The 15,237-nt window shown below is 38.1% G+C and carries 15 protein-coding genes; 12 read left to right on the forward strand and 3 right to left on the reverse strand.

Annotated features, from left to right (window positions below; all coding sequences use genetic code 11):
• Positions 1 to 16: 16 nt before the first annotated feature.
• From RM541_RS16385 to panC, 3 genes are read right to left on the reverse strand one after another with little or no spacing between them, the layout of a single operon-like run.
• A complete protein-coding gene (locus RM541_RS16385) occupies positions 17 to 982 on the reverse strand; it encodes a lysylphosphatidylglycerol synthase transmembrane domain-containing protein (RefSeq protein WP_311501214.1) in 966 nt (321 codons plus the stop codon).
• A gap of 3 nt (positions 983 to 985) precedes the next feature.
• On the reverse strand, positions 986 to 1,336 hold the full coding sequence (gene panD / locus RM541_RS16390; protein WP_311501215.1) for an aspartate 1-decarboxylase: 351 nt from the start codon (positions 1,334 to 1,336) through the stop codon (positions 986 to 988).
• Between the two features lie 10 nt (positions 1,337 to 1,346).
• Positions 1,347 to 2,198, reverse strand: coding sequence for a pantoate--beta-alanine ligase (gene panC / locus RM541_RS16395; RefSeq protein WP_311501216.1), 852 nt, complete (start codon positions 2,196 to 2,198; stop codon positions 1,347 to 1,349).
• Between the two features lie 110 nt (positions 2,199 to 2,308).
• On the opposite strand from panC, the gene RM541_RS16400 reads away from it, so the two are divergent.
• The 12 genes from RM541_RS16400 (at position 2,309) to mnhG (ending at position 15,122) form a co-directional block, all read left to right on the forward strand.
• A complete protein-coding gene (locus RM541_RS16400) occupies positions 2,309 to 3,121 on the forward strand; it encodes a glycogen/starch synthase (RefSeq protein WP_311501217.1) in 813 nt (270 codons plus the stop codon).
• A 10-nt stretch (positions 3,122 to 3,131) separates the two neighbouring features.
• The gene (gene bamH, locus RM541_RS16405) at positions 3,132 to 4,691 is read left to right on the forward strand and encodes a BamH family beta-barrel-assembly machinery protein (RefSeq protein ID WP_311501218.1); all 1,560 of its coding nucleotides are present in this window, start codon (positions 3,132 to 3,134) and stop codon (positions 4,689 to 4,691) included.
• A 6-nt stretch (positions 4,692 to 4,697) separates the two neighbouring features.
• A complete protein-coding gene (gene glmS, locus RM541_RS16410) occupies positions 4,698 to 6,545 on the forward strand; it encodes a glutamine--fructose-6-phosphate transaminase (isomerizing) (RefSeq protein WP_311501219.1) in 1,848 nt (615 codons plus the stop codon).
• Between the two features lie 255 nt (positions 6,546 to 6,800).
• Complete coding sequence (gene atpD, locus RM541_RS16415; protein ID WP_311501220.1) at positions 6,801 to 8,312, forward strand: F0F1 ATP synthase subunit beta; 1,512 nt, start codon at positions 6,801 to 6,803, stop codon at positions 8,310 to 8,312.
• 74 nt (positions 8,313 to 8,386) lie between these two features.
• Positions 8,387 to 8,674, forward strand: coding sequence for a hypothetical protein (locus RM541_RS16420; protein ID WP_311501221.1), 288 nt, complete (start codon positions 8,387 to 8,389; stop codon positions 8,672 to 8,674).
• A gap of 662 nt (positions 8,675 to 9,336) precedes the next feature.
• Entirely contained in the window at positions 9,337 to 11,646 is a 2,310-nt protein-coding gene (locus RM541_RS16425) for a putative monovalent cation/H+ antiporter subunit A (protein WP_311501222.1), read from the forward strand.
• Positions 11,647 to 11,679: 33 nt separating this feature from the next.
• Positions 11,680 to 12,093, forward strand: a complete 414-nt coding sequence (locus RM541_RS16430; RefSeq protein WP_311501223.1) for a Na+/H+ antiporter subunit B — start codon at positions 11,680 to 11,682, stop codon at positions 12,091 to 12,093.
• Positions 12,094 to 12,447, forward strand: coding sequence for a Na+/H+ antiporter subunit C (locus RM541_RS16435; protein WP_311495037.1), 354 nt, complete (start codon positions 12,094 to 12,096; stop codon positions 12,445 to 12,447).
• Positions 12,444 to 13,973 (forward strand): proton-conducting transporter transmembrane domain-containing protein, encoded by a 1,530-nt coding sequence (locus tag RM541_RS16440; protein ID WP_311501224.1) that lies wholly within the window; start codon positions 12,444 to 12,446, stop codon positions 13,971 to 13,973. Before RM541_RS16435 ends, RM541_RS16440 begins: the two co-directional genes overlap by 4 nt.
• Positions 13,970 to 14,446 (forward strand): Na+/H+ antiporter subunit E, encoded by a 477-nt coding sequence (locus tag RM541_RS16445; protein ID WP_311501225.1) that lies wholly within the window; start codon positions 13,970 to 13,972, stop codon positions 14,444 to 14,446. Before RM541_RS16440 ends, RM541_RS16445 begins: the two co-directional genes overlap by 4 nt.
• On the forward strand, positions 14,443 to 14,715 hold the full coding sequence (locus RM541_RS16450; protein WP_311495040.1) for a monovalent cation/H+ antiporter complex subunit F: 273 nt from the start codon (positions 14,443 to 14,445) through the stop codon (positions 14,713 to 14,715). The genes RM541_RS16445 and RM541_RS16450 overlap by 4 nt, the downstream gene beginning before the upstream one ends.
• On the forward strand, positions 14,712 to 15,122 hold the full coding sequence (mnhG, locus tag RM541_RS16455; protein ID WP_311495041.1) for a monovalent cation/H(+) antiporter subunit G: 411 nt from the start codon (positions 14,712 to 14,714) through the stop codon (positions 15,120 to 15,122). Before RM541_RS16450 ends, mnhG begins: the two co-directional genes overlap by 4 nt.
• Positions 15,123 to 15,237: the final 115 nt, after the last annotated feature.

Genomic DNA, 15,237 nt, shown 5'->3' on the forward strand with positions numbered 1-15,237 from the left:
AATGGCAAGATAAGTATTATTTCTTTCGGTTTATAACCGGTAACAGAATGAAAGACAGGCCGCCAAAGATAAGTACCATCAAGGTCTGAGAGCCCCATAGGATCCAGCCAAAAGCTTCACCACTTTGTTTGCTTATTCCGTAAAGCATAAGAATAGCACCAATTGCAACAGGATAAACTCCTATTCCCCCATTTGTCGCAGAAATGGCAAAAGAACCTACCACAAAAGCAGCCATTATTGCTCCTATACTTGCGCTGGCAGTTTCCGGTACGGTAAAAACGATCACGTAAAACATTAGCACATACATGGTCCAGATAAAGATAGTATGGAAGAGAAACTCCCATTTTTTCTTCATCTTCAGGATGCTTATCATTCCTTCCAGAAGACCTTTTGCTAACTTTTTCACTTTTAACGCAATTGACCACTGAGATCTTTTGATAAATTGTAAAACGAGAATACCTATGAATATTAAATTAATAAAAATCCCAATGCTTACCAGCGGATTTATATTATTGGCTTCAAAATAGGTGAGAAGGTTATCTGTTTGTAGTGCAATAGTAACAGCTACGATTAGTAAAAGGATGATCAAGTCTGCTATTCTTTCAGAAATAATAGTTCCAAAACCTTTTTCGAAAGGTACTTTTTCATAAGAAGAAAGAGTGACTGCACGTAAAACCTCACCAGATCGCGGTATACCAAAATTGGCGAGGTAACCTACCATAACAGCCATAAAACTGTTCGCGAGACGGGGAGAATAGCCTAAGGGTTCAAGAAGATATTTCCATCTATATGCTCTGGAAAGGTGGGACAAAGCCCCCAATACAATGGAGAGAAAAATCCAGAAAGGGTTTGCAGTTAAGACATTATCCAGCAATTCCTCGCGCTCCAGAGGAGTTGCACTTTGAAGAGAATACCAAATTAAAAAAATCCCCAGCGCCAGGGGGATTGTAATTTTTAATAATTTGATAGTCTTTTTTTTCAAAAATCAGGATAATAGATTGGTGTCTTCATTTGGAAATACAAGAGAAGGTTTAAAGTTTTTGGCTTCTTCAAAATCCATTATTGCATAAGCAATAAGGATAAGGACATCGCCTTTTGCCACTTTTCTTGCCGCAGCGCCATTAAGAGTTATTTCTCCGGAATTTCGTGGACCCGGAATAACATAAGTCTCTAGCCTTTCGCCATTATTATTGTTAACGATTTGTACTTTTTCGCCTTCAATTATATTAGCGGCTTCCATAAGATCTTCATCTATAGTAATGCTTCCAATATAATTTAGATCGGCTCCGGTGACTTTAACCCGGTGAATTTTTGATTTTACTACGTGCACCTGCATTTTCAAAAAATTAATTATTTAAAGGCATGTTGTCTATTAACCGAATATCATCAGCATATGCTGCAATAAAAGCTCTGTATTGTGCTCCTTCCTGTTTCCGGTTAACTCTTTTTAAGGTCTGTATATCTGCAATTTCAAAATACTCAAGCTTCAAAAAAGGATAATTCTGAAATTCATTTTTCACCCACTTTGTCACATAATCTGCACTTTTTGTGCCAAAGAGCTGCTTTGACTTTATCAGCGTGTCATATATAAAAGCCGCTTTTTCCCGGTGTAAACTGCTTAGTCGTTCGTTTCTGGAACTTCTTGCAAGTCCAGATTCTTCCCTTAAAATAGGACACCCTACAATCTCTACAGGTAGTTGGAGTAGTTCGGTTAATTTTCTTATAATCTGAAGTTGCTGAAAATCTTTCTCGCCAAAGAAAGCTTTATCGGGTTTAATAATTGTAAAAAATAGCTTAATTACCGTGCCCACTCCGTCAAAATGGCCGCTTCTGTATTTGCCTTCCATGACCTTCTCCAGACCTTGAAAATCAAAATGTTCAGAAGCCACCTTTTTGCCATATAGTTCATTGGCATTAGGAGCAAAAACAATGATATCATCCTGTGCTCGCTTTAACAATTCCATATCCTGATCCAATGTCCTGGGATACTTTTCAAGATCATTAGGATTGTCAAATTGGGTAGGATTAACAAAGATGCTTACCACTACTCTGTCGCACTCCTGCAAAGCCTGTTGTACAAGGGACAGGTGCCCTTCGTGGAGGGCTCCCATTGTAGGAACCAGACCAACAATTTCCCCTGCGGATTTATAGTCCAGAAGCGTGGCGATTAGCGGTTGTTTTTCTTTAAATATCTGCACTTTATTATAAAATTAACAGCGTGCAAACTTAATATATTACTAGCAATCTGCATAAATTTTTGTAATTTTGCGTGTTTTTTATTCGCAATCGCAATTAAAGCAAAGATTTTATGAAAGATAAGAGAGTATTATACGTCTCCTCTGAAGTTATACCCTACCTGCCTGAAACAGACATTTCATCTACCTCTTTTGAAGCCGCTAAAATGGTTAATAACCAGGGTGGTCAAATTAGGATTTTCATGCCCAGGTTTGGGAATATCAATGAAAGGCGTCATCAGTTACATGAAGTAATACGACTTTCAGGAATCAACCTGGTTATAAATGATTTGGATATGCCACTGATCATTAAAGTGGCATCCATTCCCAAAGAGAGAATGCAGGTCTATTTTATAGATAATGAGGACTACTTTAAAAGAAAAGCAACGCTAACTGACGAAGAAGGAAATTTATTTGATGATAATGATGAGCGGGCTATCTTTTTTGCAAAAGGTGTGATTGAAACGGTAAAAAAATTAAACTGGTCTCCAGACATAATTCATGTTCATGGATGGCTTGCTTCACTTCTTCCTCTTTACCTCCGGAACTATTATGGGAACGAACCGCTTTTTAGTAATGCACGAATAGTTACTTCAGTATACAATCAAAGTTTCGATGAGACGTTAAGTACAGAGATGCAGGAGAAAGTTCTTTTTGATGGAATGGAAGATGAGGATGTAAAGCATTTGGCAGAACCAAATTATGTCAACCTCATAAAAACTGCTGTAGACAATTCTGACGCTATTATCTTAAGCGGGGATAATGTGCCAGATGAACTTAAAACTTATGTAAACAGATTAAACAAGCCTGTTCTTCCTTATAAAAACAGAGAGGAATTTACACAAGCTTACCAGGACTTTTATGCTGAAAAGGTTCTGAAACAGTAAAAATTTGCGAATGAATTTTGATAGAATGACTTTAAAAATAGCAACTGCCTTTGTTGTTATTTTTTCTTTTGTAGCCTGCGATGAGGACTATACTGAAATCGGGGGTGAAGTAATCGGCAATCCAACAGATGTTGATCTGCGTGAAATAGACGTTACCGCATGGTCGGAAAAGATAGAATCTGTTCAAACTAATAATTTACCAGCACATCTTCTAGGTGCATATAACCATCCTGTCTATGGTTTGACTGAAGCAAGTATTTTGACTCAGGTCTCTCTTTCTGGTGGAAATCCGACTTTTGGTGGTGAGCCGGTATTGGACAGTGTGGTGCTTAAAATGCCATTTTTCAGTACTCTTGTAGAAGGTAGTGAAGGTGGTGACGGAGAATATGAGCTGGATTCTATTTATGGAAATTCTCCTTTCAAAATTTCTGTTTTTGAATCTGGATATTACTTGAATGATCTGGATCCTGCAAGTAATTTTGAACAAAGACAGAAATATTATTCAGATCAGCAGGAATTATTTGAGGATTATATAAAGGGAGACACATTGTACAAAAATGACAATTATCGTCCTTCAGCTCAAAAAATAGTTTCTTATGAGCCTACTATTACTGGAGTGTCTGATACAGTGGTTTCTTCCCCTGCTTTGAGGGTGAAACTGCCGGTTGAATTTTTTCAGCAAAAAATACTTGATAAAGAGGGGGATTCTGAACTTGCGAATAATGATAATTTCAGAAATTATCTTCGGGGTCTTTTTATAAAAGCTGAAGCTGTCAATAACGACGGTAGTATTATGTTGCTTAATCTTGCACCTCAGGGTGGTGGTGGAATTACTCTTTATTATAAATACAACACTTCTAATGAAGGGACGGCGATGACAAGAGCAAGGCGAAGCTTTAGGCTTAATTTTGGCAATAATGTAGTAAATACTTTTGAGGGAGAATATCCAGATGAAGTGATTCAGGATATACAGAGTTCAGGGTCAGAAACCGGAGCCGAGAACCTATATTTAAAAGGAGGGGAAGGTAGTATGGCAATTATCGAACTCTTTTCTAATGCTGCTGAACTTGAAGAATTAAAACAGAACAATTGGCTGGTAAATGAGGCAAATCTCAGTTTTTATGTTAATCAGGATTTGACTGACGGCGTAAATGAGCCGGAGCGGATTTATTTGTACGATCTGAATAACAACAGGACACTTTTGGATTATACTTACGATACAGGAACAGATCAGCTTGATCCTTTAAATTCTTTAACGAGTCATTCTTCACGTCTTCAAAGAGATGAAGAAGGTAACGGAGTAAGATATACAATGCGTATAACCCAGCATGTAAATAATCTCCTTAATAAGGATTCTACCAATGTACGCCTGGGACTGGTAGTTACACCAAATATAAACATCACAGCAAACGCTGCGGTGGAAGGTTTTGAAAACGAAGACCCAAATATAAATAAAGTGCCATTAGCTTCAGTTTTGACTCCGCTTGGAACGATTCTACACGGAAATAGGTCTGAAGATGAAGAAAAGAGACTGAAATTAAGAATTTATTATACTGAAACAAACGATTAACAAATTATGTGTGGAATTGTAGGTTATATTGGCCACCGGGATGCTTATCCCATAGTTTTAAAAGGACTCCAGAGATTGGAGTACCGCGGGTATGATAGTGCAGGAATTGCTCTGTTTAATGAAGGAGAACTTAAACTTTGTAAAACAAAGGGAAAAGTTTCAGACCTTAAAGAGAAGATGGAAAATTCCCTGGAATTATCTGGAAATGTTGGTATTGGTCATACACGCTGGGCTACTCATGGCGAGCCAAATGATGTAAATTCCCATCCTCATTATTCAAATTCCGGAGATCTTGTAATTATCCATAACGGAATTATAGAAAATTATGATTCCCTTAAAAAGGAACTCAAAACACGTGGCTATACATTTAAAAGTGAGACAGATACCGAAGTTTTGGTTAATCTTATTGAAGATGTAAAACTAAAAGAAAATGTAAAGCTTGGAAAAGCTGTTCAAATTGCCTTAAATCAAACTATTGGGGCTTATGCAATTGCAGTTTTTGACAAGAATAAACCAGATGAAATAGTCGTTGCGAGATTAGGTAGTCCTCTTGCGATAGGTGTTGGTGAGGACGAATTTTTTGTAGCGTCTGATGCTTCTCCTTTTATAGAATTTACAAATAATGCAATTTACCTGGAAGATGGTGAAATGGCTGTTGTTCGTCTTCATAAAGGAGTAAAAATAAGAAAAATTAAAGATGATGCGCTTGTAGATCCTTATGTTCATGAACTTCAGATGAACCTGGAACAAATAGAAAAAGGAGGGTATGAGCATTTCATGTTGAAAGAGATTTATGAGCAGCCAAGCGCCATAAGTGATACTTATCGTGGCAGGATGTTGCCGGATAGAGGTATAATAAGGATGGCGGGTGTAGATGATAATATTGAACGTATAGCACATGCACGAAGAATCCTTATTGTAGCCTGCGGAACCTCCTGGCATGCAGGTCTTGTTGCAGAATATATATTTGAAGACCTGGCGAGGATACCTGTGGAGGTGGAATATGCATCAGAATTTAGGTACAGAAATCCTATTATTTCCGAAAATGACGTGGTTATTGCTATTTCCCAGAGTGGGGAAACTGCAGATACTATGGCCGCAATAAAATTGGCGAAAGAAAAAGGAGCTTTTGTTTTTGGAGTTTGTAATGTTGTTGGATCTTCTATTTCTCGCGAAACTCATGCAGGTGCTTATACCCATGCTGGTCCGGAAATTGGTGTGGCTTCAACAAAAGCCTTTACCACACAAATTACTGTTTTAACTTTAATGGCCTTAAAGCTTGCGAAGCATAAAGGGACGATTTCAAATTCAGATTTCCGCTTTCATCTACAGGAACTGGAGAGAATTCCGGAGAAAGTAAAACAAGCACTGAATTCAGATGAGCATATTCGCGGTATTGCAGATATTTATAAAAATGCCACCAACTGTCTTTACCTGGGAAGAGGATTTAATTTTCCTGTAGCGTTAGAAGGAGCTTTAAAGCTTAAAGAGATATCGTATATTCATGCTGAAGGGTATCCTGCGGCAGAGATGAAGCACGGTCCTATTGCACTTATAGATGAGCAAATGCCGGTTGTGGTAATTGCTACTAAAAAAGGACATTACGAAAAAGTAGTAAGTAATATCCAGGAGATCAAATCTCGAAAAGGAAAAATTATAGCTGTGGTTACAGATGGAGATATTGAAGTTCGCGAACTTGCAGATCACGTAATAGAAGTACCGGAGACTATGGAGTCGCTTACACCACTTCTTACAACAATTCCTTTGCAGTTGCTTTCTTACCACATAGCAGTAATGCTTGGAAAGAATGTAGATCAACCAAGGAATCTGGCTAAATCTGTTACTGTAGAGTAAAAAATCTCAAAAATTTTTAATAAATCCGCTTCTGAAATTTCAGAAGCGGATTTTTGTTTTCTTATTCTTACGACAACTTTTTCATTTAGTAGTATACAAATGAGCTAAAAAACTTCTTAATTGGGGTATATGAATTTATAAAGAAAAAACTATCTTTGCACCCTGAAATTTACCTCTTTCAGGCTTAGGGAATTATTAATCAGGCCTGTAGGTTTTTTCATATTTTAAAATATTAAAACAATAAAGAATTAGATAATGTCTAAAGTCACAGGTAAAGTTGCTCAAATTATTGGTCCTGTAGTTGATGTTGCGTTCGACTCAGAAAACGCTGAACTGCCAAGGATTTATGATTCTTTGGAAATTACAAGAAAAGATGGTTCCATTTTGGTGCTGGAAGTGCAATCTCACATCGGGGAAGATACTGTAAGGACTGTTTCCATGGATTCTACCGACGGTTTGAGTAGAGGCGTAGAAGTAGTTGCTACAGGAGCACCAATTCAAATGCCGGTTGGTAAAGATGTGTACGGTCGTTTATTTAACGTGATTGGAGATGCTATAGATGGTCTGGGGAACCTGCCAAAAGCAGGGAAAGACGGACTTCCAATTCACCGTGAAGCACCAAAATTTGAAGATTTATCTGTTTCGACTGAAGTTTTATTTACAGGTATAAAAGTGATCGACTTAATTGAACCTTATTCAAAAGGTGGTAAAATTGGTCTTTTTGGAGGTGCCGGGGTAGGTAAAACAGTACTTATTCAGGAGCTTATTAATAACATCGCAAAAGGTCACGGCGGACTTTCTGTATTTGCAGGAGTTGGAGAAAGAACAAGAGAAGGAAATGACCTTTTGAGAGAGATGTTGGAGTCTGGTATTATTAAATACGGAGAGGACTTTATGCATTCTATGGAAGAAGGTGGTTGGGATCTTCAAAAGGTGGATAAAGCCGCAATGAAGGATTCTAAAGCAACTTTCGTATTTGGACAAATGAATGAGCCACCGGGAGCACGTGCGCGGGTAGCACTTTCCGGATTAACAATAGCAGAATATTTTCGTGATGGAGCAGGGGAAGGACAGGGTAAAGATGTTCTATTCTTTGTAGATAACATTTTCCGTTTTACACAGGCGGGATCAGAGGTGTCTGCACTTCTTGGACGTATGCCTTCTGCGGTAGGTTATCAGCCAACTTTGGCAACAGAGATGGGTGCGATGCAGGAGCGTATTACTTCAACTAAAAATGGATCTATTACATCTGTACAGGCGGTTTACGTACCTGCAGATGACCTTACTGACCCGGCGCCGGCAACAACCTTTGCCCACCTGGATGCGACTACGGTACTTTCGAGAAAAATTGCCGAACTTGGTATTTATCCTGCGGTAGATCCATTGGATTCTACTTCAAGAATTCTTACTCCAGATATTCTTGGTGACGATCATTATAATTGTGCACAAAGGGTAAAAGAGTTGTTACAGCGTTATAAGGAATTACAGGATATTATTGCTATTCTCGGGATGGAAGAACTTTCTGAAGAAGATAAGCAGGCGGTATCACGTGCAAGACGTGTACAGCGTTTCCTTTCACAGCCTTTCCATGTAGCAGAACAGTTTACAGGATTAAAAGGAGTGTTAGTGGATATTAAAGAAACTATTAAAGGTTTCAATATGATTATGGACGGTGAGTTGGATCATCTTCCTGAGGCAGCTTTTAACCTTAAAGGGACTATTGAAGAGGCTATCGAAGCAGGAGAGAAAATGCTTGCTGAAGCATAGATAGTAATGAGTATTGGGTGGTTAGTATTAAATCTAACTACACAATGCTTAATTCTCACTACTAAAAAAGAATTATGTATTTAGAAATAGTTACTCCTGAAGCAGTTGTTTTTAGCGCTGAAGTGGAAGCGGTAAAAGTCCCTGGTCACGACGGTGAATTTCAGATGCTGAACAATCACGCGCCTATTGTTTCAACTCTTACAAAAGGAGAAGTGAAAATAAATCTTGTCGCCGGTACTTCACCGGAAAAGTTGCATAAGACTGTTCGAAAGTCTTCTTCAGACGCAAAAGAACTTTTCTATGAGATAGATGGGGGTGTTTTGGAATTAAAAGATAATAAAGTAATTATTTTAGCCGATTAAGGTTTAATAAGCTTAATAGTAAAAACCCTGTTGTAGTGTACAACAGGGTTTTGTTTTTCCATTCTTAAACAAATTGAGGTGCGAAAATTGCCATTTTATACCCTCACCTGGATCTAATTGGCTTAGGTGAAAAATCTTGTGGCTTTTCGTCTGTTTTTGATTCTTTTTTGAATTCTTTATATTGAAGCCTCCACGTTTCTGCAATTTTTACTCAAAAATTAAGTTCCTAATATGGAGGTTTCTATTTTTAGTGCCTTTTGTGAGCTAAAAATGTTGCTTTTTGCTTCTGGAATAATAACGCTGACATTGAATTTGGTTGTATGTCTAAAATGGCAATTATTGAATACTATTTTAGGTAGTTAGCTGCTCCTGCACATCTCAAGAATTGACCGGCTGCAACTTCATTAATATGTAGTGAAAGTTGTTGAACTAAGTATAAATCTAAATTATAAGTGCTTTTCAAGATGGATAACCGCTAGATAATAAATTTGATTTGTTGAATTTAACGGTTTTTAAGAAATCCAGTAATAAAAAATCAACAGAAAAGAAGATATTTTGCCATCTATATAATGCATATTTTTAGAGGATGAAGTACTTCCAGAAAATGGAAAAACTTAAATAATACTGCTATATTTGTCTGAACACGGAATTTTTTTGAAAATATGCTAACAGCAATACTCTTAGGATTTTTATTTGCTCTTTTTCTGGTTTTTTCAGGAAAATTATTTAAAGGAAAATTTTCTGTTCTTGCTTCGCTGGTTCCACTCGGTCTATTTGCTTATTTCTGCAGCTTTATACCCCTAATTTCGAACGGTGAAGTAGTCAGAAAGTCATATGAATGGGTGCCATCGTTTGGTGTAAACTTTAGTTTTACACTGGATGGGCTTTCATTGCTATTCTCATTAATGATTACGGGAATTGGGTTTCTCGTGTTTGCCTATACTTCAGCTTACCTTAAGAATCACGAATATCTGGATAGATTTTACGGCTATTTAAGTGCTTTTATGGGTGCCATGCTGGGGCTGGTGCTTTCAGACAATGTTATTTCACTATTTACTTTTTGGGAGCTAACGAGTATAAGTTCATTTTTCCTCATTGGTTTTAATAACACCAATCCGGCATCACGAAAATCAGCATTAACAGCATTGGGAATTACTGGAATTGGTGGTTTGTTCCTGCTGCTGGCCGGGCTTGTTTTGGGGAATATTTCAGGAACATATTCCATATCCGAAATGCTGTCCATGAAGGAGGCTATTTCGGGACATGAATATTATGCTCTTGCCGTAATTTTTATTTTTGTTGCAGCTTTTACAAAATCGGCACAGTTTCCTTTTCATTTTTGGCTTCCGGGTGCGATGAAGGCTCCCACGCCAGTATCTACCTACCTGCATTCTGCGACTATGGTTAAGGCAGGAATTTACCTTTTAATGAGATTTACACCGGTTTTGGGAGATCAGGAAATTTGGAATACCACGCTTATTATAGTGGGAGCTGTAACCATGGTATATTCTGCTATACATACTCTTTTTAGAACAGATTTAAAAGGGATACTGGCTTATTCCACCATTTCAGCATTAGGGATACTTGTATTTCTTGTAGGTATGGGAACCCGAGATACACTGTTGGCTGCAGCGGTTTTTATTATTGTTCACGCACTATACAAGGCTACTTTATTTCTTGTAACAGGTATAATCGATCATGAAACTGGGACAAGGGATGTAACTGCCCTGTCTGGGCTACGGAAGGTGCTAATGCCGGTAGCTATTGCCGGATTCCTGGCAGCTGTCTCCAGTGCGGGAATTCCGCCAAGTTTTGGTTTTTTAGGAAAAGAACTTACATATGAAGGTACTCTTCATTCTGAAACGTTTAATTACATCTTAATTGGTGCTATTGTATTAACTAAAATTTTGCTTTTTTACGCAGGTTTTGTTGCTGGTCTTAAACCCTTTACGGGAAAGCTTCCGGAAAGATTTTCCAGCCTGCATATGCCAAGCCCCTTAATGTGGGTGCCACCGGTATTTCTTGCTGTTTTGGGAATGGCTTTTGGAATTTTTCCTGCGCTTATTCAGGATTCCATTATAAAGCCGGCAGTGACTGCTTTGGGGGCTAACGCCGGGGATGTGCATCTTGCGCTCTGGCATGGCTTCAATACAGCATTTATCCTGAGCCTGGTGACCATCGTGGTGGGAGCGATTATGTATTTTGTACTAAAACCTTCAGCTAAACTTGAGTCCTTTATTGGCAAATTTGAAACTTTTTCCCCAAAAAGTATTCTGGAAAAGCTTAGCGGAATCTTTGTGCTTTTTTCAGGATACTGGACCAGAATTTTTCAAAATGGTTATTTGCGTAATTACGTTTCTACCATTGTTTTTTTTCTTGTGGTTTTGGTTGGTTACACAATGATAGGAAATACTGAGCTTAAGCTGGACTACTCGTCTCTTTCAGAAATTACCATTTATGAAATGGCCATTGCTATACTTCTTATTTGCGGTGTTATCTATACAGTTTTTACAAAATCCAGGCTTGCGGCTGTAGCTGCGATGGGAGTGGTAGGATTGGCGATCTGCCTTATATTTGTTTTTTACAGTGCGCCAGATCTCGCCATGACCCAATTTTCTATTGATACTTTAACGGTCATCCTGTTTGTATTGGTGCTCTACAAGTTGCCGAGATACCTGGAGTTGGCAGATTATAAAACGAGACTTAAAGATGGCTTGCTATCTCTTGCGTTTGGTGCTATAGTAGCAATTTTAGCTCTGGAAGTATTGTCTGAACCTGTTAATAATGAGATTGGAGACTTCTATGCAAAGAATGCCTACATTATGGCACATGGGAAAAACGTGGTAAATGTGATTCTGGTGGATTTTAGGGGATCTGATACTATGGTAGAAATTTCGGTACTGGCTATTGCTGCGATTGGGGTATTTGGTTTATTGAAATTGCGTTTAAAAAGCTCAGATCGTATTAAGTAAATTACATAGAATAGCTATTTCAAAATTTAAAGAATGAAAACTGTAATATTAAGAACAGCATCAAATTATCTTTTACCGATATTACTGCTGTTTTCTATTTTTATATTATTGAGAGGGCATTATCTTCCGGGAGGTGGTTTCGTGGGTGGTCTAATAGCTGCAATCGCTTTCGTACTTCACTCTTTTGCCAACGGATTAAAAAACACTAAAGACCTTCTAAGAATGCATCCAGGTTTCCTTATGCCGGTTGGTCTTGGATTATCATTTTTAAGTGGAATGTCGCCGGTTCTTTTTGCAGATATGCCGTTTATGACCGGTCTCTGGATGGAAGGACATGTTCCTGTTTTGGGGTCTATTGGTTCTGCTTTATTCTTTGATATAGGGGTCTACCTGGTAGTTGTGGGTGTTACACTTACAATAATTTTTACAATATCAGAATCTGCATAAATGGAAATACTTTTAGCAATAATGATAGGGGTACTTTACGCTTCAGGAATTTACATGATCCTGCGCCGTAGCCTGGTAAAACTTATCATTGGAATAATACTTTTTGGAAATGGGGCTAACCTGCTTATTTTTCTTTTAGGGAGAATTACCAAAGGAGCACCACCAATAATTCCTGGCGAGTCCGAGGTATTTTTGGAAGCCTATGCAGATCCTGTGCCCCAGGCATTAATATTAACCGCGATTGTTATAAGCTTTGGTCTTCAATCCTTTGCCATCATCCTGGTAAGGAGGGCGCACAAAGTGGTTAAAACCGATGATTTAGATGAAATGAACGCAACCGACGAAGATTCATGACACACCAATTAATTATATATCCTTTATTTCTACAAATTCTGCTTGCGATTTTGCTGATGTTCTTTTGGAACCGGATTAATTCTCAGCGAATCATTAGTATTTTGGGGAGTACAGTAAATCTAGGAATTTCCATCTGGTTGTTTACTGCAATTTGGGAACATGGAACTACCACTGTACAGGCAGGAAATTGGGAAGCTCCGTTCGGAATCACCTTTGTCGCCGATATGTTTTCGGCTACACTCGTACTTTTAACCGCTATTTCAGGATTAGCAGTCTCCGTCTTTTCTTCGGGCTCCATTATACCGGACAGGTTACGCTTTGGGTATTTCCCCATTTTCCACTTTTTATTATTGGGATTAAATGGCGCATTCTTAACCGGAGACATATTTAACCTGTATGTATGGTTTGAAATTATAATTATCAGCTCATTTGTGCTAATAACTATCGGGGGAGAGAAGGCACAGCTGGAAGGCGCTGTGAAGTATTTTACCATGAACATTATTGCTTCGATGATTTTCCTTACTGCCATTGCTGTGCTATACGGTTTAACCGGAAGCCTCAATATGGCAGATCTTGCAGGTAAGGTTGCCGCAATAGAAAATCGCGGTCTGGTAGAAGTCACTGCAATTTTGTTTCTCATAGGCTTCGGAATAAAAGCGGCGGTTTTTCCGTTGTATTTCTGGTTGCCGGCGTCATACCATACTCCTCCTTCTGCAGTGTCAGCTATTTTTGGCGGATTACTTACAAAAGTAGGTGTATATGCATTAATCCGTGTTTTTACACTCATTTTTGTAGGAGATGCATTTCTTGATCAGATCCTTATGGGAATAGCTATTCTTACGCTTTTTAGTGGAGGTGTTGGAGCGCTTGTACAGAATAACGTCCGGAAAGTTTTTTCTTATCTTATAATTTGCCATATTGGATATATGATTGTGGGGCTTGGGATGTTTACTGAAGTAGCTATAGCCGGAACAATTTTTTATCTTATCCATGACATCGTGGTAAAGACCAATTTATTTATGCTAAGCGGCCTGATCTATAAAATTAATGGATCTAATAGTATGCGGGTTTTGGGAGGATTTTATGGGAAATATCCAAAATTGAGTTTGCTCATCTTCATTCCGCTGTTTTCACTTGTAGGTATACCACCACTATCGGGATTCTGGCCTAAAATTTCCCTTATTAATGCCGGCTTTACCACTGGAAGCTATTGGACTATTGGAGCTATAATTTTTGCAAGTTTTATTACTTTGGTAATTATCGCGAAACTTTGGGCAGAGGTTTTTTGGAAAACACCCGAAGATCGGCCGCGACATGCCAGCTTCGAATACTTTAGCGATATAAGTAAAATAAGGAAAATTCAGTTTATAGGTCCAATCGTGTTCCTTAGCCTGGTTTCTCTGTATATTGGTTTTGGAGCAGAACACATACAGTTGCTGTCTTCAAGAATTGCAGAAGAATTAATAAATAACGATCAATATATAGATGCTGTCCTTAATAATGGTTCTCAAATGCTTGAAAAATGAAAAACCGGTTTGTATCTAACTTATTGCTTAGCCTTGTATGGATTGCCTTAACCGGAACTTTTACTGTGGCCAATCACGTGTTTGGATTTGTTCTTAGCTTTATTATCCTAAGAGTAATAACAAAAGGATCCGGCACTGGAAGATATTTTACTATTGTTCCTAAGATTATAATTTTTATGTTTTATTTCCTGTACGAGTTAATTAAAGCGAACCTGCAGGTAGCATACGAGGTAATTACCCCTAACTTTCAAATGAAGCCCGGAATAGTTAAAATTCCGCTGGATGTCAAATCTAATATAGGAATAACACTTCTGGCAAATTTAATATCACTTACTCCGGGAACTTTGAGCCTGGATGTTTCCAATGATCGTAAGGTTTTGTATGTACATGCCATGTATGTAACAGACCGTGAGGAGTTTATAGCCAGCATAAAAAATGGTTTTGAAAAGCGCATACTTGAAATTTTGACATGACATTAGAAGACTATCTATATTATATAATTTTACCCATCTTAATGTTGGCGATAATCCTTATTTTTTATCGTTTCCTTAAAGGTCCCAGTATTGCAGATAAAATTATTGCACTGGATCTTCTAATTACAACCGGGATAGGCGTAATAAGCATTTATACCATAGTTACCACCAAATCTACATTGCTGGATGTAGCCATGATACTTGCATTAATTGCCTTTTTAAGTACAGTCGCATTGTCTTATTATTTGGAAAAAAGAAATAGAAAATGACATCAACCATAGTCGCAATACTGGCCACCCTTGGTGCCCTGTTCGTCCTTTTGGCCGCAGTGGGCATAGTAAGAATGCCAGATACGTATTTACGTATTTCTGTAACAACAAAAGCCGCCACCTTGGGGGTAGGTTTATTGTTGCTGGCTGTAGCTATTTATTTTCAGGAGCTTTCCACTACCACAAGAGCTATGATTATCTTGGTGTTTTTATTTATGACCGCTCCCGTGAGTGCCCATTTAATAGGAAGAGCATCCTATTTTATTGGAATAAGACTATGGAAAAATTCTGTAATGGACGACTTAGAAGGCAAATATCAGAGAAATTCCCACGTTCTTAAAAGTGAAACAGACGATACTCCGGAAGATAATGTGCGTCATCGTGATAATGAGGATGATTTTCTTTAAGCAATTATTTTCCTCTCCTTATTAAAAGTATTGTTCGCCAAATATTGAAGCCACAGAGCCTGCAATTGTAGAGCGCGATCATTCCTGTTCTCTATACAAATTCCTGCCATTTTGT

Source organism: Autumnicola psychrophila (assembly GCF_031846645.1).
Lineage (GTDB): Bacteria > Bacteroidota > Bacteroidia > Flavobacteriales > Flavobacteriaceae > Autumnicola > Autumnicola psychrophila.

Bases quoted from the DNA above. Each gene is read 5' to 3' on its own strand.
- panD (WP_311501215.1), bottom strand. From the start codon at position 1,336: ATGCAGGTGCACGTAGTAAAATCAAAAATTCACCGGGTTAAAGTCACC.
- RM541_RS16400 (WP_311501217.1), top strand. From the start codon at position 2,309: ATGAAAGATAAGAGAGTATTATACGTCTCCTCTGAAGTTATACCCTAC.
- bamH (WP_311501218.1), top strand. From the start codon at position 3,132: ATGAATTTTGATAGAATGACTTTAAAAATAGCAACTGCCTTTGTTGTT.
- glmS (WP_311501219.1), top strand. From the start codon at position 4,698: ATGTGTGGAATTGTAGGTTATATTGGCCACCGGGATGCTTATCCCATA.
- atpD (WP_311501220.1), top strand. From the start codon at position 6,801: ATGTCTAAAGTCACAGGTAAAGTTGCTCAAATTATTGGTCCTGTAGTT.
- RM541_RS16420 (WP_311501221.1), top strand. From the start codon at position 8,387: ATGTATTTAGAAATAGTTACTCCTGAAGCAGTTGTTTTTAGCGCTGAA.
- RM541_RS16425 (WP_311501222.1), top strand. From the start codon at position 9,337: ATGCTAACAGCAATACTCTTAGGATTTTTATTTGCTCTTTTTCTGGTT.
- RM541_RS16430 (WP_311501223.1), top strand. From the start codon at position 11,680: ATGAAAACTGTAATATTAAGAACAGCATCAAATTATCTTTTACCGATA.
- RM541_RS16435 (WP_311495037.1), top strand. From the start codon at position 12,094: ATGGAAATACTTTTAGCAATAATGATAGGGGTACTTTACGCTTCAGGA.
- RM541_RS16440 (WP_311501224.1), top strand. From the start codon at position 12,444: ATGACACACCAATTAATTATATATCCTTTATTTCTACAAATTCTGCTT.
- RM541_RS16445 (WP_311501225.1), top strand. From the start codon at position 13,970: ATGAAAAACCGGTTTGTATCTAACTTATTGCTTAGCCTTGTATGGATT.
- RM541_RS16450 (WP_311495040.1), top strand. From the start codon at position 14,443: ATGACATTAGAAGACTATCTATATTATATAATTTTACCCATCTTAATG.
- mnhG (WP_311495041.1), top strand. From the start codon at position 14,712: ATGACATCAACCATAGTCGCAATACTGGCCACCCTTGGTGCCCTGTTC.